Genomic DNA, 18,095 nt, shown 5'->3' with positions numbered 1-18,095 from the left:
ACCGGCCGGTGCCTGCCCCGTTAACCCGCATCCCCGGATCTCCGGCGTAACGTCGCGCTCATGAGCCTGGTCATCGAAGAGATGCCCGACCTCGGCATCACCCGGCTGTCACGCTGGATCTTCAACTGTTACGTGCTGCGCGGCAGCGACGGCGTCGTGGTCGTCGACGCCGGATTGCCCAGGGTTGCCGGTGATCTGGCACCGATCGTGAACCGCCTCGGCGGGCAGCTGCACACCGTCGTGGCGACGCACGGACACAGCGACCACGTCGCGGGTGCGGCGGAGCTGGCCACGCGCTACCGCGCGCCTATCTGGCTGCCGCTCAACACGCTTGACTATCTCGACGGAACCAAACCGCGCACACCGACGCCGGCCCGCGCGGCGCGGATCTGGCCCGCCTTCCTCGACCAGCCCTTCGATCGGGTGGGTGCTGCCGGCCTCCTCGGCGGTGCGCGCGTGGCGGGATACGGCACGCCGGCCGGTATGCGGTGGAAGGGACCGCGTCCCGCGGGCGGCCTCGCCGAGGGCCAGGGGCTGCCCGGCGCTCCGGAGTGGACGGTGGTCAACGCTGGTGGTCACACGGATGACAGCATCGCGTTGTGGAATCTCACCACCCGAACGCTGCTGTCGGGCGACGCGGTGCTGGCCGTCGGCGGGAAGGTCTGGCACACGCCGGAAATCGTCGACGCCGCGAGCGCCGCCGCCACCCGCGAGCGCCTCGAGGAACTCCCGGTCGCTCACTTGCTGCCCGGCCACGGCCGGCCGGTGCACGCCGATGACACCGTCTGGCCGCTGCAGCGCCGCTGACGATGCGCTGCGGTACCTGGGCCCGACGGCGCACCTGAACTTTCACCCGCCGGGGCAGCCTTGGCGGTTCGGGGCGTCGAGTGCTTTGGGCGCGTCCTCAAGCGCGGCGTGGAGCTTGTCGAACACCTGCGGATCCCAGGTGAGCGCCGTCTTCCAGTCCAGGCCGGCCTCATTGGAGACGAAGATGCTGTGCGTGTCGTCGAATTCGTAGCAGCGCCGGTGGGGTAACCCCGAGTCGGCGACATCGACCGCCAGCGCGCTGCGCAACGCCACGATGCCGTCGTTGGGCCACACCGCGGGATTGACCTGACCCGTCTTGGTGAACTTCTTCCCGCCGATCAGCACCACCGGCACCTTGTCCAGCACCCCGGCCTGGAACTGGTTCCAGCCGTCCTTGCCCATCAGATAGGCCTGACTCACCTCACGGCCGGAGCCCGAAACAAGCCGCAACACCTCGGTTTTGAAGTTCTTCATGGCGTTCTCGCACAGCTGGTCGCCCGCGCAGTCGGTGAGCGGCAGGGTGTCGTTGGCGTAGTCGGACAGGTACGAACCCTGCCACGGTGTCCCGATGGTGGTGAGCGAGCGGACGTGCACGGGGGAGTTCGTGGTCGTCAGGACGCGGATCGCCGCGCGCGAGTAAAGGCCGCCCATCGAATGACCGATCAGGTCGACCTCGTCGATGTGCTTGTCCGTGTGCAGATAGGTCAGGAACCGCGCCAGGTGTTCGCCCGCGGTGTCGATGCTGCCGGTGGAGTTGACGGTCATGTTCTCCGCCAGGGTGATTGGGCACACCCCGAACGGGCCGAAGCCGCTCTGGTCCACCACCTGCCCGCGGCCGGCCATCGCCGGTGAGGTGAACACCTTGTAGCCCTGCTTGAGCAGGTACTCGCGGATCGCGGTGTCGGTGTTGCCCGCCGCCAGCCCGGTGGAGCACGCCTGGTCGGGGGTGGTGAACGGGCTCGTCGCGTCGCCACCCGAAACGATGACGACGGCCTGCGACTCCGGGCGCTTCCCGCCGGAGCCGCCGCAGCCCACCAGCAGAGCCACTGTCGCCATCGCGACCGCGGTCAGCGTCAGCGGCCTGCGCAGGGGCGACATCGCCGTCACCGCACGGCCAATTCCAGCCGCGTCCGCCGCCGGACGAGGATGCTGGGTAACCACTCTCCGACGTCGGCCGCCTCCAACCAGGTCGTGCGGTTGAGCAGCTTCCCCAACACAATCCGGGCCTCGAGGCGTGCCAGCGCGGCCCCTACACAGAAGTGCACACCCCGGCCGAACGTGAGATGGCCCTTGGCGCCGCTGCGGTCGAGCCGGAATTCGTTCGGCGCCTCGAAATGCGCCGGATCGCGGTTGGCCGCTCCCCACAGCAGGATTAGATGGGAATCGGCGGGGACGTCGACGCCGGCGAGGGTGGTGTCGCGCCAGACGTGCCGGTAATGGCCACGAAAGGGCGGCTCGTAGCGAAGTGTCTCTTCGATGAAAGTTCCCAACAGCCCTGGGTTCTCGCGGACCTGGCGTTGAATGTCGGGACGGTCGGCGAGAATCCACGCCGCGCTGCCCAGCAGCGACGCCGTCGACTCGCCGGCGGCGCTGAACAGCGTGAGCATGATGCCCAGCGCCGGCAGTTGCTCCAGCTCGCCGGAGCGGCAGCGCGCGGCCAGATCGGGGATGAGGCCCTGTTCGGTTCCGCCGCTTGCCTTTTCGAAGTGTTCCGTGACGTAGCCGGAGAGCTCGAGCGCGGCCGCGAAGGCCGCTTCGAGCTGATCGGGGGTGACGACGCCGTCCAGCAGGGTGGTGGTGGCGTAGCCAAGCCGGATGAGGTTGTCGACGTCGTCCTCGGGCAGGCCGAGCAGCCTGGCGACCACCATCATGGGCAGCCGGTTCGCGACCGCGCTCATCCACTCGATGCGGTCGTCGCGCAGGTTCTCCTCCCACAGGCGGTCGGCGGTCTGGTCGGCGAATTCTTCGATGATGCGCACCCGTTTGGCCGACAGGTGCGGCAGCAGGATCTTGCGGTGCAGCGCGTGCGCCGGGTCATCGGCGGTGGCCAGCGCGTGAGCCGCGCCGCCGGCCGGACCCATGTCGAACGGGGTCACGGTGCCGTCGTCGTGGAAGACCATGGTCGCGGTGAGGTTCGACGAAAAGTCCTCCACCCGGTCGACGGCCTCCTGCATGGCGTCCCAGCCGCAGACGGCGTAGAACACGGAATCCCCGATCCGGTGCACCGGCGCCTCGGCGAGCATGCGGTCGTACAGCCGGCCCGGATTCTGCAGCGCCTCGGCGCCGAAGAGCTGCACCGGATCGTCCAACACGGTCATGCGTACAGGCTGATGACGCTGACCTGCTGCGTCAATGGGGCGCGACCAAGTTGAGGAAAGACCGCGCGCGGGCCGCCGCATCGCTGAGGCCGGCGGGATAGCACGATCAGGGCGTTGTGCTGAGAAGAATTGGGCAATAATTCTCAGGGTGAGAGAAGTACTTCATTCCCGGCTGAGGAACGGACCTAGCTGACATGCCGCGCGATGACTGGCTGGTGGGACGCGATCGCCGCAGCGAAGCCACCGACCGAATCTACGCGGCGGCGGCCGACCTCATCGCCCGGCGCGGATACGACGAGTTCACCATCGAGGCGCTCGCGGCGAAGGTCCACTGCTCGCCCGCGACGATCTATCGGCATGCCGGCGGCAAGTCGGCGATACGCGACGCCGTGGTCGCCATCCAATCGGAGCGCATCCTCGCCACGGTGCGCGAGGCCATCAAGGAGCTCACCGGCCCCGACCGAGTGGTGACAGCCACCATTGTCGCCCTGCAGAGTCTCCAGTCAGATCCGCTCGCGCATCTCATGCGTTCGGTGAACACGACCCCGGTGAGCGACTGGGTCACCGACTCTCCCACCGTGACCCGCCTGGCCGCCGAGATGCTCGGCGACGACGACGCGGACCCGCTCGCCGTGCAATGGCTCATCCGGGTGTTCCTGGCGCTGTGGTGCTGGCCGCTCAAGGACCACGCCGCCGAGCGCACCATGGTGCAACGTTTTCTCGGACCGCCCTACATGCCCGCCGGATGAATCACTGGGCCCGTCGCGGCCGCGCGCGATCGTTGGCGAATCCGCGCACCACATGGGCGCGGACGAACGCGGCCACCACCTCGGGGTCGTCCATGTCCAATGTCGACGACGGCGTGCTGAACAGCGAGAACAGGATGCGCGCGAACCATTCCCCGGCGGCCTCGATGTCGAGGTCCTTGCGGACCTCGCCGGTGAGCCGGGCCGCGGCCAGATAGGGCGCGATGAAGTCGACGCACTCGCGCAGCAGCACCGCGGCGTCCTTCGTGAGCAGCAGGCTGACCGCGTCCTCGTCAAAGTACTTCTCGGAGGCGATGACCCGCCGGGCCTGCGTCACGAAGACGGCGGCCTGGCTCAACTTTTCCTCGAGGGAGCCGCCGCGGTCCATCGCTTTGGACATCTCGCGGTAGAACTGTTCCGAAGCATGCTCGGCACAGGCCTCGACGATGGCGGCCTTGTCGCTGAAGTACTCGTAGACGGTGCTTCGGGAAACTCCGGCCGCCCTGGCGATGTCGACGATCGTCGCCTTGTGCAGCCCCTGTTTGCCGAAGCAGGAAAAGGCCGACTCGACGATGAGTTCGCGGGTGTCGGTGAGCTGGTTCATCGCATGCGTGGTCACGGCACCAGGGCACCTCGCGGGACGGACCCGGCGTCGGCCGAGGCGTAGGCGGCGTTGACGTCGGCCAGCCGGTAGGGTTCGGGCATCAGCCGGCCGAACGGAAAGCGACTGTGCTGGAGGAACTTCAGGCCGACGGCCAGAGTGACCGGGTCGTACATCATCACGCCGCGGATGGACTTGTTGCCGTACACGAGGACGCTCGGATCGAGCTCGAATGTTCTTCCCATGCCGACGTTTCCGACCTCGAGCAGCGTGCCGCCGTTGTTGAGGAACCCGACCCCGTCGGGTATCACGCCGGGCGCGCCGACGACCTCCAGCACCCAGTCGGCCCCGATGCCATCGGTGCGGGCGCGGACCCGCTCGGCGACCTCGAACGTCGAGATGCCGCTCGCATCGATGCAGTGGGTGGCGCCGAAATCGGCTGCCACGTCCAGCCGCTCGGCGATCATGTCGACGACGACGACTTCCGCCGCGCCCGCCGTGCGTGCGACGGCCGCGGCGTTGATTCCCAAGCCGCCGGCGCCCTGGATGACGACGGTGTCGCCCAACCGAACGTCGCGCAGCGCGAACAACACCTGTGCCAGGGCGCAATTCAGCGGCGCGACCGCCTCGTCGGCCAGGTCCTCGGGCACCTTGTACAAGGGCTGCCGCCGGCTGGTGTAGTAGTACTCGCCGTGCGCGGCGACGAAGTGTGGCGCCTGATCGTGGGTGCGGTATTCCCCGGCCATCAGGTTCTGGCAGGCGTGGGAGCGGCCACGGGCGCAGGCGTGGCATTGTCCGCAGGTCCAGAAGTACGGCGTGACCACGCGGTCCCCGACGGCCAGCGGCTTGCCCGTCGCATCGGTCGTCAATGCTTCGCCCAGTTCGGCGATTTCGCCGACCATCTCGTGTCCCATCGCGAAGGGGCACGGCAACGGCAGCTCGCCGCGGAAGATGTGCAGATCCGAGCCGCAGATGCCGGCCATCCGCAGCTTGAGGGCCGCCGTGCCCGGGACTGGTGTGGTGAGGGGGAATTCGGCCAGCTCGATCGGCCCCCCGGGTGCGGTCAATACCGCGAGCTTGGGCATGGTGTTTCCCCCTAGTCGGTCGGCGCGAGGATCAGCCCGCTGGTGGGCACGCCGGTGCCGGAGGTGACCAGCACGTGCTCGACGTTGTCCACCTGGTTGCAGGAGGTGCCGCGCACCTGACGCACGCCCTCGGTGATGCCGTTCATGCCATGGATGTAGGCCTCGCCGAGCAGGCCGCCGTTGGTGTTGATCGGGAACTCGCCACCGAGGGACAGCCGTTCGACGGTCGCGAAGTCCTTGGCCTCGCCGCGCCCGCAGAAGCCGAGCTCTTCGAGCTGGGCGAACACGAACGGGGTGAAATGGTCGTAGATGAAGGCGGTTTGGATGTCCTGCGGCTTGAGGCCCGAGTCCCGCCACAGCTGGTCGGCGACGACGCGCATCTCCGGGAGGCCCGTGATGTCGTCGCGGTAGTAGCTGGTCATCATCTCGCCGTTGGCGGCGGCGCCCTGCGCGGCCGCGGTGATGACCGCGGGTGGCTGGCGCAGGTCGCGGGCGCGTTCGGCGCTGGTCACCACCAAGGCGACGCCGCCGTCGCTCTCCTGGCAGCAATCCAGCAGGCGCAGCACCGGTTCCACGATCCAGCGCGAATTCTGGTGGTCCTCCAGCGTGATCGGGCGCTGGTAGAACCAGGCGTCGGGGTTGGTGGCCGCGTGCGTGCGGTCGACGACGGCGATGCGGCCGAAGTCCTCGTTCGTGACCCCATAGGTCGACATGTAACGCTGGGCGTGCATCGCGACCCACGCCGCGGGCGTGAGCAATCCGAACGGCGCGTAGTGCGCCATGAACAACGGGGTTCCCAGGTCGGTGCGCCCGCTCCCGCCGAAGCGCATGCCGGAGCGTTCGTTGAAGGCGCGCCAGCACACCACGACGTCGGCAACTCCGGTCGCGACGGCCATCGCCGCGTGCACCACGGTGCCGGCCGCGGCGCCGCCGCCGTGATGCACGCGGCTGAAGAAACTCAGGTCACCGATGCCGACGTTGCGGGCGATGTCGATCTCGTCGCTCGAGTCCATGGTGAAGGTGACCATGCCGTCGACGTCGGCCGGGGCGAGACCGGCATCGTCGAGCGCGGAACTGACCGCCTCGCAGGCCAATTGCAGTTCGCTGCGCCCGGAGTCCTTGGAGAACTCGGTCTGGCCGATGCCGACGATGGCGCAGCTGCCGGGCAGCGAGCTGCTCATCTGCCGGCCCCGTCGAGCAGGCTCAGCACCGCGGTGCCCGAGACGTGATCGCCCAGGCTGTTGGAGCCCCTGAACCCCACCTCGACGAAGTTCTCTCCGTCTTGCCCCTCGGTTTTGCCGGTCACCGTCCCGGTGAAGGTCAGCGGGTCGTCCGGGAAGCACGGCACACCCAGCCGGATCGACAGTTTCTTGACCATCGCCTCGGGCCCGGCCCAGTCGGTGAGGAAGCGCACGCAATATCCGTTGGTGGTCAGGATGTTCATGAACAGGTTCGGCGACCCCTGCTTGTTGGCGTAGTCGCGGTCGTGGTGCACCGGCATGAAGTCCCGTGAGGCGATCGCCCCGGCCACGATCATCGTTGTGGTGATGGGGATTTCGAGCGGTGTGACCTCGTCGCCGACGCTGATGTCGGCCCACTTGAGGGTCGTGCGGTTCCTCGCGGTCGTCATCGGATTCCTTCCGGATAGGTGCTGCCGATACCGGCCAGCTGCGCGGTGGCGGGACCGAGGGAGAGCTCGTTGTGCTTGGCCCAGAGGAAGTAGCGGTGCAGGGGATAGGTCACGTCGATCCCGATGCCGCCGTGCACCTGCTGGGCGGTGTCGGCGACCCGGGAGCCCGCCTCGGCGGCCCAGAACTTCGCGATGCGGGCCGCGCGGTGCGCCTCGTCCGCGGGTCGTCCCCGTGCGATCAGCCACGCCGCGTGCCACGTGGTCCAGCGGATCGCCTCGACGTCGATGAAGGCGTCGGCCATGCGCTGCTGAACGGCCTGAAAGCTGCCGATGGGGCGGCCGAATTGCTCGCGCCCGGTCGTGTAACTCGCCGCGATCCGCAGCGCGCGCTCGGCGACGCCGAGCTGAATGGCGCAGAGGCCGACGAGCGCGCGGGCGTACAGGGAGTCGACCGACCCGTCGAGGCGGTCGTCGGCGGAAACGGTTGCGCCGTCGAGGAGGACGTCGGCGTGCGGCTCGCGGTTGGTCGTGGCCACGGGGCGGACCTCGACGCCCCGGGCGTCGGTCCCGACCAGGAACAGGGCGACGTCCCCCTCGTCCGTGCTCGCGGGCACCAGCACGGTGTCGGCGATCTGCGCGGCGGGCACCAGTTCCTTGACCCCCTCCAGCCGCCAGTTCGGCCCGTCGCGGCGCGCCGTGGTCGACGGGCTGAACGGGTCGGAGCGATTGGGCTCCTGCAAACCCGCGGTGAGGATGCGGGATCCCGCCGCGACGCCCGGCAGGAAGCGTTGCCGCTGCTCCGGCGTTCCGTGCCGGGCGATGGGATCGGCGCCCAGCACCAGCGTCGCGTAGACCGGCACCGGTGCGACACTCCAGCCCACCTCGGCCAGCAGGACCCCCAGCTCCAGAAACCCGCCCCCGTTACCGCCGAGCGCTTCGGGCGTCGCGACGCCGAGCAGATCGACCGAGGCCAGCTCCTGCCAGAGGGCGGGATCGTAACGGTTGTCGCCGGCCTCCAGCTCGGTCAGGCGCTCGGGCGTGGCCCGCCGCTCGAAGACCTCGCGGGCCACCTTGGCGACCGTCTCCTGTTCTTCGGTGAAGGTGAAATCCATTGCGGCGCCTAGGCCCGGGGCCGGAACTGGTGCAGCACCAGGTCGTTATCGAATGCCTGGTAGAAAACCTCGACCGGCATCCCGACCCTGACGTCGGCGGGGCCGATGCCGCACAGGTTGGAGACCAGCCGCACCCCCTCGTCGAGTTGGATCAGCGCCACGATGTAGGGGTATTCGAAGAACGGGAACTTGGGTTCGTGCGGCATGACGTAGCTGTAGACGCTGCCGTGGCCCGACGATTCGATCGCCTCCCACTGCAAGCAACGGCAGTGGGGGCACATGGGACGCGGCGGGTGGCGCAGCGTGCCGCATCCGGAGCAGCGCTGGATCAGCAGCTTGTGCTCGCGCAGCCCGTTCCAGAAGAACTCGGTGTCCCGGCTGATCGCCGGTGCCAGTCGGGGGGCCATCAGCCGGCCGGCCTGAATCGCAGGACGCGGAAGCGCTGGCGCCCCAACACCTCACCGTTCTGGTCGGTGTAGGTCGTCAGCCAGGTGAGGAAGAAGCCGGTGCCCAGCGCGGTCTTCTTCTCGTCGGACACGTCCTCGTAGACCGTCGTCGCGCTGATGACATCACCCAACCGGGGATAACGTTCGATCTCGAACTCCGAGTTGGTGGCGACGGTGCTCGTATAGCCCGCCTCGTCGAGGAAAGCCGTTGGATTGCTGGTGATCTCGATGGGGGCGCCACCCCGGTCGCCGATGCCCTCCAGCTTCGGGGACGGCATGGTCCACGTCTGCAGCATGACAGGCGGCGACACGATGCCCCCGAACCGCGACGACGCCGCGAACTCCGGATCGAGGTAGACGGGGTTCATGTCGTCGAGCGCGTGCGCCCAGTGCCGGATCATCGGCTGGTTGACGGGATCCGGGGCCACCGAGGGCTTCCCGGTGCCACCCGTGGGCTTCCCGACGAGCGCCCGCAGCTTGGCGCACACATCCGAGTCGTGATCCGTCATGATCCTCCTGACTGTTGCTGGGCCCGCAGGTCACGCGGGGCCCTGGGCATGCCCAAGCCTGCCATGGCGATGATGTCACGCTGGATCTCGTTGGCGCCGCCACCGAACGTGTTGATCACAGCGAATCGGTAGGCGGATTCCAGCGCGCCACGCAGCGGTGCGTCCGGGCCGCGGCGAATCCCGTTGCCGTCGAGCACTTCCAGGAGCTGCCGGGCGACCTGTTGGGTGAGCTCGGTGCCGAACACCTTGGCGGCCGAAGCCTCGCCCATACTCAGATCGCCCTTGGTCATGGCCGCGTTGACCCGCGCGTTGACGAGCTTGTAGGCGGCGACCTGCGCCTCGACGCGGGCCAGGGCGAGCCGCACCCAGGGCCGGTCGATGACGCGGCCGCCGTCGAGCTCCGTGGCGCACGCCCAGTCCAAGGTTTTCTCGAACAGCGGCTCGAGCGCCCCGAGGTTGCCGAGCGCGGCGCGCTCGAAGTTCAACTGTGTGGTGATCAGCTGCCAGCCTTGGTTCTCTCCGGCCACGATGGCGCTCGCCGGGACGCGGACGTCGTCGTAGAAGGTGTAGTACGTGGAGACGCCCGGCATGGTGTGCAGCGGCTGCCAGGAGAAGCCGGGCGAGGAGGTGGGCACGATGAGGATCGAAATGCCCTTGTGCTTCTTGACGCTGGGGTCGGTGCGTGCGGCCAGCCAGACGTAATCGGCGTGCGCGGCGCCGCTGGTGAACATCTTCTGACCGTTGATCACGTAGTCGTCCCCGTCGCGAACGGCCGTGGTGCGCAACGACGCAAGGTCGCTGCCCGCGCCCGGTTCGGAGTATCCGATCGCGAACTCCACGCTGCCGTCGAGGATCGCGGGCAGAAACCGGCGCTTCTGTTCCTCGGTGCCGTACTGCATCAGGGTCGGTCCGACGGTGTTGAGCGTCACGAGCGGGATCGGCGCGCCCACCCGCTGGGCCTCCTCGGCGAAGATGAACTGCTCGAGGGCCGAGAAGCCGCGCCCGCCATACTCTTTCGGCCAGCCCACGCCCAGCAGGTTGGCGGCACCCAGGGCCTTCACGCACTCGCGGACCGCGGGGCCGCCCTCGGCGCCTTCGCCCACCGCGGCGGTCCGTTCCGGCGTCATCACGCGTTCCAGCGCCTCCCGGATCTCGGCGCGGAGGCGCTGCTGTTCGGGCGTGTAGTCGAGTTCCATTCAGCCCGCCGTCCCGAGCCGCACCGGCATCCGCTTCACGCCGGGCACCATCGTCGCCCGCATCCGGTCCACCTCACCGACCAGCTCCAGGGTGGGGAAGCGCCGCAGCAGCTCGTCGAACATCACCGACGCCTCGAGACGCGCCAACTGCGCCCCGACGCAGGAGTGTTCGCCGCAGCCGAAGGCGATGTGGGGATTCGGATGTCGGGTCACCTTGAACTGTTCCGAGTCGGGGCCGAAGATGTCCTCGTCGCGGTTGGCCGAGCCGTAGAGCATCACCACCGTGTCGCCTTCGGCGATCCGCTGCCCGCGGATCTCGACGTCGGCGGTCGCGGTGCGCGCCATGTGTACCACGGGGCTGTTCCACCGCAACATCTCCTCGACCGCGGACGGAATGAGCGCGGGATCGCTTGTCAGGAGCCGGCATTGATCGGGGTGGGCGATCAACGCCAGCGTGCCCAGCGCGATCAGGTTGCGGGTGGTCTCGTTGCCGGCGACCAACAGCAGGAACGCGAAGTTGAGCAGGTCTTCGTCGGTGAGGCGGTGCCCGTCGATTTCCGCGCCGGCGAGCACCGAGAGCATGTCGTCGCGCGGCTCGGCCCGCCTGGCGCCGATGAGCTTCTGGAAGTACTCGTACAGCTGGCCCATCGCCACGAGGGGGTCGAGCTCGATCTCCGGGTCGGCGCTGCCGGTGGCCGCGTCCGACCAGGCGCGGAACTGCTCCCAGTCGTCGGGCGGGGCGCCGATCAGCTCGGCGATCATCCGGGTGGGCAGGGGGGCGGCGAACTCCTCGGCGAACTCGTGGACGGATCCCGGCTCGACGCCGTCCAGAAGGCCGCGCACGATCTCGCGGATCTTCGGTTCCAGCACGGCGACCCGGCGCCGGGTGAACCCGGAGTTGATCAGCTTGCGCAACTGCCGGTGCCGCGGCGGGTCGGTGAAGATGAGGTTGCCCTCCTGCACGGGGTTGGGCTGGTCCGGGTCGGGGATCGTGATGCCCTTCGTCGAGGTGAACAGGGCCGGATTGCTCGACACGAAGCGAATGTCCTCGTACTTCAGCAGCGCCCAGAAGTTGGTGACGTCGTTCCAGCACACCGGCGACGTGGCACGCAATTCGCGGTAGGCGGGGTAGGGATCGCCCGCGTAGAAGTCGGGGGAGTGCAGTGGAAACGTAGTCCGCACGGCGAACCTCCCTGACCGAGGATCCGACACATTGGTCCAATGTGTCCTGCGCGTCGTGTCTACTCCGTACGGGCCGCCCCTGTCAATCATGTCGTCATAGCGCAAAATTGGTGATTGACGCGTGGTGACGGGAGGTGAACACTGGCCCTCTAGATGACCGACTCCGGGTGAGGGACACACATGGCCGAACTAGCGCCTGCGGTACCACTTGTCGACACCTACCAGCTCTACATCGACGGCAGATGGGTGGAACCGGAGGGCGGCCGCTACGACGACGTCGACCCGGCCACCGAGCAGACCATCGCCACCGCGCCCGATGCGAGCGTCGGACAAGTCAGTGCGGCGGTCGGGGCCGCGCGCCGGGCTTTCGACAGCGGACCGTGGCCCGCGATGGGCCCCGAGGACCGCGCCCGGTGCCTCAACCAGCTCGGCGACGCGCTGCTCAAGCACGCCGACGAGTTCTTCGCCCTGTCGCAGGCGGAGTGGGGATGCGTCGCGAACGAGCGGATGATGCAGATCGACGGCACCGGATACATGTCCATGTATGCGGCGCAGCTCGCCACGCAGCTGGTCGACGAGCCGGTCACCGGCGTCGGTGCCGGGACGACGCTGCTGCGCCGCGAGCCGCTCGGCGTCGTCTCCATATTGACGCCGTGGAATTTTCCGCACTGCCTCAACGTGATGAAGGTGAACAACGCTCTGGCGGCGGGCAATACGGTCGTGCTCAAGCCCTCGCCGCTTACGCCGCTCGCCGGCCTTGCGCTCGCCCGCATCATCGACGAGCACACCGACATCCCGCCCGGTGTCGTCAACGTCGTCACCCCGTCGGCGTTGGACGCCGCCAAGCTGCTCACCACCGACCCCCGGGTCGACATGATCAGCTTCACCGGCAGCTCGGCCGTGGGCTGCGAGGTCATGCGGACCGCCGGCGATTCCATGAAGCGGCTCTTGCTGGAGTGCGGCGGGAAGTCGGCCAGCATCGTGCTCGACGACGCGCAGGTCGACGACGACATGCTGCGCCAATTGCTGTTCGACTGCTGCTCGCTGCACGCCGGCCAGGCCTGCATCCTGCACAGCCGGCTGCTGCTTCCCGACTCGCTGCACGACGACGTGGTCGACCGCCTGGTCACACTCGCCCGCGACGTGAAGGTGGGTGACCCGAGGGACCCGGATGCCCAGATGGGTCCGCTGATCAGCGCGGCGCAGCGCGACCGAGTCCAGGCGCACGTCGACACGGCCGTCAACGAGGGGGCGAAGCTGGTCGCCGGCGGCGGGCGACCGGCCGGCCTGGACACCGGGTTCTATTTCGAGCCAACGATTTTGACCGACGTCGATCCGGATTCGACCATCGCGCAGGAGGAGGTGTTCGGCCCCGTGCTGTCGGTGCTCCGTTATCGCGACGACGACGACGCGGTCGCGATCGCCAACAACTCGCGCTACGGGTTGTCCGGCGCCGTGTGGGGCGGCGACGTCGACCGGGCCGTCGGTATCGCCCGCCGCATCCGCACCGGCCAGGTCGCGGTCAACGGCGTCGGCCCGGGGGACGCGCCGTTCGGCGGGTTCAAGCTCAGCGGGTTCGGTCGCGAGAGCGGCGCCGTCAGCGGACTGCACCAGTACATGGAGGTGAAGGCCATCGGGGTTCCCGCATGACGGGACCCCTCGCCGGGCTCCACGTCGTCGATCTCGCCACCGAAATCTCAGGCCCTTACGCCGCAAAGCTTCTCGTCGACCTCGGCGCCGAGGTCGTCAAGATGGAGGCGCCCGGCGGTGACCCGCTGCGCCGGTGGGGCCCGTTCCCCGGCGGGGTGGTGGATCCACGGCGCGCCGGCCTGTTCGAGTACCTCAACGCGGGAAAGACCGCTGCCACAGCCGATCTGGCCACGCGGGAAGGCTCGCAATTCGTCGGTGACCTCATCGCGCGGGCGCACTTGCTGGTCGAAGACTTCGCGCCCGGGACGCTGGACGGCTGGGGGCTGGGTCCGGACGCGCTCGCTCACCTGAATCCAAGCCTGGTCGTGCTGCGGATCTCTCCGTTCGGCCAGTGCGGGCCGTGGCGGCACCGGCCGGCAACGCCGCTCACGCTCGAGGCCGCGTCGGGTTGGGTCTCGTCGCGCGACCCCCAGCGCCCACCCGTGCAGGTGGGCGCCCGCATCTCCGAATACGTCGCGGGCGCCTACGGCGCGCTGGGCGCGCTCACCGCGCTGCGGGTGCGCCCCGACGGCCGGCTTCGGGAGGTCGACGTCTCGCGGTTGGAGACTTTGGTGTCCACCTTGCCGTACCCGATGCTGATGGCCGAGCGCATGAAACGCCTTGGCCTGCCGCCGAACCTGCGTTCGGCGCCGATGCTGGGTGTCGTCCGCGCCGCCGACGGATGGGTCGGCATCAATTGTCTGACCGGTCAGCACTGGCTCGACGTCTGCGCGATGCTCGGCCTGCCCGAGTACGGCGAACACCAGATCGCGATCATGATGGGCGGGCCCGAGCGCGACGAGTTCTTCGCGAAGGCGGAGCCGCTGCTCGCCGCACAGACCGTCGCCGAGATTGTGGAATTGGGCCAGGCGCTGCGGATTCCGACGGCCCCGGTGAACGACGGCGCCACCGTGCTGGACTGCCCGCAGTACGCCAAGCGCGGGTTCTTCGTGCAGGCGGGGTCGTTTCGCCGACCGGGCGCGGCGTTCAGGTTCTCCAAAACCCCGGTCGGGCAGCCACTTCCGGGCGCGGGCGAACCGCCCCGCCAGTTCGCCACCGAACCGCGGTTCCTGGCGCCGGCCGGCGGTGGACTGCCCTTCGACGGCGTGCGGGTGCTCGACCTCACCACCTTCTGGGCCGGGGCCTACCTCACGTGCTACCTGGGCGCGTTCGGCGCCGACATCGTCAAGGTGGAGTCCATCCAGCGGCCCGACGGGCACCGCTACTCGGGCGCCTTCGCCTACGAGGGCGACGACTGGTACGAGCGCAGCGCCATCTGGCAGGGCACCAACCTCAACAAGCGGGACCTGACGCTCGACCTGACGTCGGCCCGCGGCCTGGACATCGCGCGGCGACTCGCCGCGCAGGCCGACGTCGTCATCGAGAACTTCTCCCCGCGCGTGGTCGAACAATTCGGCCTCGACTACGACTCCCTCGTCACGCTCAAGCGCGACATCGTCGTCGTGCGGATGCCGGGCTTCGGCCTGGAGGGCCCTTGGCGCGACTACGTCGGCTGGGCGCTGAACATCGAGCAGACGTCGGGCATGTCCGCGGCCACCGGCTATCCCGACGGGCCGCCGTGCAACCCGCAGGGACCGGCCGATCCCATCGTCGGCGTGCACGCCGGCGTCGCGCTGGTGGCCGCCCTCGAGCACCGCGCCCGCACCGGCGAGGGGCAACTGATCGAGGTGGCCCAGATCGAGGTCGCGGCGTGTGTGACCGCCGAACCGGTGATCGAGTATTCGATGAACGGTGTCGTGCGCCCGCGCGAGGGCAACCGCCGGCGCGGCTACCTCCAGGGTGTCTACCCGACCGCCGAGGAGGGGGTGTGGGTGGCGCTGGCACTGCGCGACGACGGGTCGATGGACCACGACCTGTTCGACGTCATGGTCAGCGCATGGACCCGCACGCAGGCTGCCGCGTCTATCGTGACAACGCTGCAGGCGCAAGGCATTGCTGCGGAACGGGTGATGACGGGCGACGACCTCTACGACCTTCCCCAACTCGACGCGCGCGGTTACTACGAGCAGCTCGAGCACCCCATCACCGGGCCGCACCGCTACCCCGGCTGGCCGTTTCGGATCACCCACGGACCGGCGCGCCACCACCGCACCGCGCCGCCGACGTTGGGTCAGCACAATGACGAGATCTTGCGCGGGCTGGGCTTGTCCGACGCGGAGGTGGAGGGACTGCGGGCCGAGGGGGTCATCGGGGAGAGGGTGATGAACGCGTAGGGAAGCCACATCCGTCACGTTCGCACCATCACGTGGGTGATAGTGCTCTTCGCAAAGCGATATCGCCGGTGATAGCGGATTGACGAAACAACCCCACCGGTTGGACAGCCGCCGCCCTCGGGCTTTGGGCAACCGCCCGTCGCATGCGAAGCTCTGGGCATGGCCATCGAGATCGCCCGTCCCAAGCTCGAAGGAAACATCGCGGTCGGCGAGGACCGCCAGATCGGCTTCGCCGAGTTCGGCGACCCGCAGGGGCGCGCGATGTTCTGGCTGCATGGCACCCCCGGCGCGCGGCGGCAGATCCCGGTCGAGGCCCGCGTCTGCGCCGAAGAGCGCGGCATCCGCCTGATCGGCCTCGACCGGCCCGGCATCGGTTCGTCGACGCCCCACCGGTACGCGAACATCCGGGCGTTCGGCGACGACCTGCGCACCATCGCCGACACGCTCGGCATCGACAAAATGGCGGTCATCGGGCTGTCCGGCGGCGGCCCGTACGCGCTCGCGTCCGCCGCGGTGCTGTCCGATCGCGTGGTCGCGGTCGGGGTGCTCGGCGGCGTCGCGCCGTTCCTCGGCGACGAGGGAATCACCAGCGGCCTGATGAACCTCGGCAAGCGGGTGGCTCCGCTGCTGCGGCTCGGGGGCGACCCGCTGCGCATCGGCGCGAGCCTGGTGGTGCGGTCCATCCGTCCCGTCGCGAACACGGCGCTGCAGCTTTACGCCGCGATATCGCCGGAAGGCGACCGGCGCCTGCTCACCCGGCCCGAGTTCGGGGCCATGTTCCTCGACGACCTGCTCAACGGCAGCCGCAAGCAGCTCGCCGCCCCCTTCAACGACATCATCCTGTTCACCGGTGACTGGGGCTTTCGGCTCGAGGACGTCAAGGTCCCGGTGCGCTGGTGGCACGGCGACAGCGACCACATCGTCCCGTTCGCACACGGCGAGCACGTGGTCTCCCGCCTCCCCGACGCCGAGCTCATCGTGCTGCCGGGCGAAAGCCACCTCGGCGGGCTCGGCCGCGGCGAGGAGATCCTGTCCACCCTGACGAAGATCTGGGACCAGCAGTAACGTGCTGCTGGCCTCCCTGAATCCCTCGGCCGTCAGCGCCAACGACGTCGCCGACGCGGTCCGCATCGACGGCGCGGTGCTGAGCCGTAGCGACCTGGTCGGCGCCGCGACGTCGGTGGCCGAGCGGGTCGCGGGGGCCGGGCGCGTCGCGGTGCTGGCCACCCCGACCGCGGCGACGGTGCTGGCCGTCACCGGCTGCCTTATCGCCGGGGTGCCGTTCGTTCCGGTTCCCGCCGACGTCGGCGCGGCCGAACGACGGCACATGATCACCGACTCCGGGGTGCGTGCGTGGCTCGGGCCGCCGCCCGATGACCCGGAAGGGTTGCCGCACATACCCGTTCGCTTACACGCCCGATCCTGGCACCGCTATCCGGAGCCGTCGCCCGACGCGACCGCGATGGTCATCTATACCTCCGGCACCACCGGTCTGCCCAAGGGGGTGATCCTGAGCCGGCGGGCGATCGCCGCCGACCTCGACGCGCTCGCCGAGGCCTGGCAATGGACCCCCGACGACGTGCTGGTGCACGGCCTCCCGCTGTTCCACGTGCACGGGCTGGTGCTGGGGCTGCTCGGGTCGCTTCGGATCGGAAACCGCTTCGTGCACACGGGAAAACCGACGCCGGACGCCTATGCCCGGGCGGGCGGCACGCTCTACTTCGGGGTGCCGACGGTGTGGTCGCGGGTGGTCGCCGACGAGGCGGCCGCCCGGGCGCTGCGACCCGCCCGGCTGCTGGTGTCCGGCAGCGCGCCGCTGCCGGTGCCGGTGTTCGAGGGACTGGCCCGACTCACCGGGCATCAGCCCGTCGAGCGCTATGGCGCCTCCGAGTCGCTGATCACGATCTCGACGCGCTTCGACGGCGAACGGCGCGCGGGCTGGGTGGGCCTGCCGCTGGCCGGTGTGGAGACCCGGCTGGTCGACGACAACGGCGACCCGGCGCCGCGTGACGGCGAAACCGTTGGGCGGCTTCAGGTTCGGGGTCCGATGATGTTCGACGGCTACCTCAACCGCCCCGACGCGACGGCCGAGGCGTTGGACGCCGACGGCTGGTATCGCACCGGTGACGTCGCCGTCGTCGACCCCGGCGGCATGCATCGCATCGTGGGCCGGGAGTCGGTGGACCTCATCAAGTCCGGCGGGTACCGCATCGGTGCGGGGGAGATCGAGACGGTGCTGCTCGGACACCCGGACGTGCAGGAGGCGGCCGTCGTGGGCCTGCCCGACGAGGACCTGGGCCAGCGGATCGTCGCCTTCGTCGTCGGCTCGGCCGAGCCGGATGGGCTGGTCGACTATGTGGCCCAACAGCTTTCGGTGCACAAGCGGCCCCGCGAGGTGCGCATCGTGGAGGCGTTGCCGCGCAACGCCATGGGCAAGGTGCTCAAGAAGCAGCTGCTGTCCGAGGGCTGATCCAGGGGGCTGACAGCGCGAGCGTGCGCTCGAAACTGCGTCCAGCGCGCCGAGACTGCACACTGCGCGA

Annotated in this window: 17 protein-coding genes; 6 read left to right on the top strand and 11 right to left on the bottom strand. The window is 69.1% G+C overall.

The window, feature by feature from the left end; genetic code table 11:
- The first annotated feature begins 60 nt into the window (after positions 1-60).
- Positions 61-807 (top strand): MBL fold metallo-hydrolase, encoded by a 747-nt coding sequence (locus tag GPY60_RS17225; RefSeq protein ID WP_156688902.1) that lies wholly within the window; start codon positions 61-63, stop codon positions 805-807.
- A 42-nt stretch (positions 808-849) separates the two neighbouring features.
- Here GPY60_RS17225 and GPY60_RS17220 read toward each other — a convergent pair whose 3' ends face one another.
- Together GPY60_RS17220 and GPY60_RS17215 are read right to left on the bottom strand one after the other, a co-directional pair.
- Complete coding sequence (locus GPY60_RS17220; RefSeq protein ID WP_156688901.1) at positions 850-1,905, bottom strand: PGAP1-like alpha/beta domain-containing protein; 1,056 nt, start codon at positions 1,903-1,905, stop codon at positions 850-852.
- Positions 1,906-1,910: 5 nt separating this feature from the next.
- Positions 1,911-3,125 carry a cytochrome P450 gene (locus tag GPY60_RS17215; RefSeq protein WP_156688900.1) on the bottom strand — a complete coding sequence of 405 codons (1,215 nt, stop codon included), beginning with the start codon at positions 3,123-3,125 and terminating at the stop codon, positions 1,911-1,913.
- Between the two features lie 194 nt (positions 3,126-3,319).
- Here GPY60_RS17215 and GPY60_RS17210 point away from each other — a divergent pair, with 194 nt between their 5' ends.
- Positions 3,320-3,874: a TetR/AcrR family transcriptional regulator gene (locus GPY60_RS17210; RefSeq protein ID WP_156688899.1), complete on the top strand. Its 555-nt coding sequence runs from the start codon at positions 3,320-3,322 to the stop codon at positions 3,872-3,874.
- A gap of 1 nt (position 3,875) precedes the next feature.
- Here GPY60_RS17210 and GPY60_RS17205 read toward each other — a convergent pair whose 3' ends face one another.
- The 9 genes from GPY60_RS17205 to GPY60_RS17165 are packed head-to-tail and all read right to left on the bottom strand — an operon-like array spanning position 3,876 to position 11,632.
- Positions 3,876-4,475 (bottom strand): TetR/AcrR family transcriptional regulator, encoded by a 600-nt coding sequence (locus GPY60_RS17205; RefSeq protein WP_156688926.1) that lies wholly within the window; start codon positions 4,473-4,475, stop codon positions 3,876-3,878.
- An 11-nt stretch (positions 4,476-4,486) separates the two neighbouring features.
- Positions 4,487-5,557, bottom strand: coding sequence for a zinc-binding dehydrogenase (locus GPY60_RS17200; protein WP_156688898.1), 1,071 nt, complete (start codon positions 5,555-5,557; stop codon positions 4,487-4,489).
- A gap of 11 nt (positions 5,558-5,568) precedes the next feature.
- A complete protein-coding gene (locus GPY60_RS17195) occupies positions 5,569-6,738 on the bottom strand; it encodes a lipid-transfer protein (protein ID WP_156688897.1) in 1,170 nt (389 codons plus the stop codon).
- Positions 6,735-7,187, bottom strand: coding sequence for a MaoC family dehydratase (locus GPY60_RS17190; protein WP_156688896.1), 453 nt, complete (start codon positions 7,185-7,187; stop codon positions 6,735-6,737). Before GPY60_RS17190 ends, GPY60_RS17195 begins: the two co-directional genes overlap by 4 nt.
- Positions 7,184-8,299: an acyl-CoA dehydrogenase family protein gene (locus GPY60_RS17185; protein WP_156688895.1), complete on the bottom strand. Its 1,116-nt coding sequence runs from the start codon at positions 8,297-8,299 to the stop codon at positions 7,184-7,186. Before GPY60_RS17185 ends, GPY60_RS17190 begins: the two co-directional genes overlap by 4 nt.
- An 8-nt stretch (positions 8,300-8,307) precedes the next feature.
- Complete coding sequence (locus tag GPY60_RS17180) at positions 8,308-8,706, bottom strand: Zn-ribbon domain-containing OB-fold protein (RefSeq protein ID WP_156688894.1); 399 nt, start codon at positions 8,704-8,706, stop codon at positions 8,308-8,310.
- Positions 8,706-9,254 carry an FAS1-like dehydratase domain-containing protein gene (locus GPY60_RS17175; RefSeq protein WP_156688893.1) on the bottom strand — a complete coding sequence of 183 codons (549 nt, stop codon included), beginning with the start codon at positions 9,252-9,254 and terminating at the stop codon, positions 8,706-8,708. Before GPY60_RS17175 ends, GPY60_RS17180 begins: the two co-directional genes overlap by 1 nt.
- On the bottom strand, positions 9,251-10,450 hold the full coding sequence (locus GPY60_RS17170) for an acyl-CoA dehydrogenase family protein (RefSeq protein ID WP_156688892.1): 1,200 nt from the start codon (positions 10,448-10,450) through the stop codon (positions 9,251-9,253). Before GPY60_RS17170 ends, GPY60_RS17175 begins: the two co-directional genes overlap by 4 nt.
- Positions 10,451-11,632, bottom strand: coding sequence for a cytochrome P450 (locus tag GPY60_RS17165; protein WP_231639698.1), 1,182 nt, complete (start codon positions 11,630-11,632; stop codon positions 10,451-10,453).
- Between the two features lie 180 nt (positions 11,633-11,812).
- Here GPY60_RS17165 and GPY60_RS17160 point away from each other — a divergent pair, with 180 nt between their 5' ends.
- From GPY60_RS17160 to GPY60_RS17145, 4 genes are all read left to right on the top strand, one after another.
- A complete protein-coding gene (locus GPY60_RS17160) occupies positions 11,813-13,282 on the top strand; it encodes an aldehyde dehydrogenase family protein (protein ID WP_156688890.1) in 1,470 nt (489 codons plus the stop codon).
- A complete protein-coding gene (locus GPY60_RS17155; protein ID WP_156688889.1) occupies positions 13,279-15,555 on the top strand; it encodes a CaiB/BaiF CoA transferase family protein in 2,277 nt (758 codons plus the stop codon). The genes GPY60_RS17160 and GPY60_RS17155 overlap by 4 nt, the downstream gene beginning before the upstream one ends.
- 159 nt (positions 15,556-15,714) lie before the next feature.
- Positions 15,715-16,620 (top strand): alpha/beta fold hydrolase, encoded by a 906-nt coding sequence (locus GPY60_RS17150; RefSeq protein ID WP_156688888.1) that lies wholly within the window; start codon positions 15,715-15,717, stop codon positions 16,618-16,620.
- 1 nt (position 16,621) lies between these two features.
- Positions 16,622-18,025: an acyl-CoA synthetase gene (locus tag GPY60_RS17145; RefSeq protein ID WP_156688887.1), complete on the top strand. Its 1,404-nt coding sequence runs from the start codon at positions 16,622-16,624 to the stop codon at positions 18,023-18,025.
- The last annotated feature ends 70 nt before the right edge of the window (positions 18,026-18,095 follow it).

Origin of the sequence: Mycobacterium sp. Marseille-P9652 (assembly GCF_902652685.1) — a bacterium.
Taxonomy (GTDB): Bacteria; Actinomycetota; Actinomycetes; order Mycobacteriales; family Mycobacteriaceae; genus Mycobacterium.
This window is presented reverse-complemented; position numbering and strand designations above follow the sequence as displayed.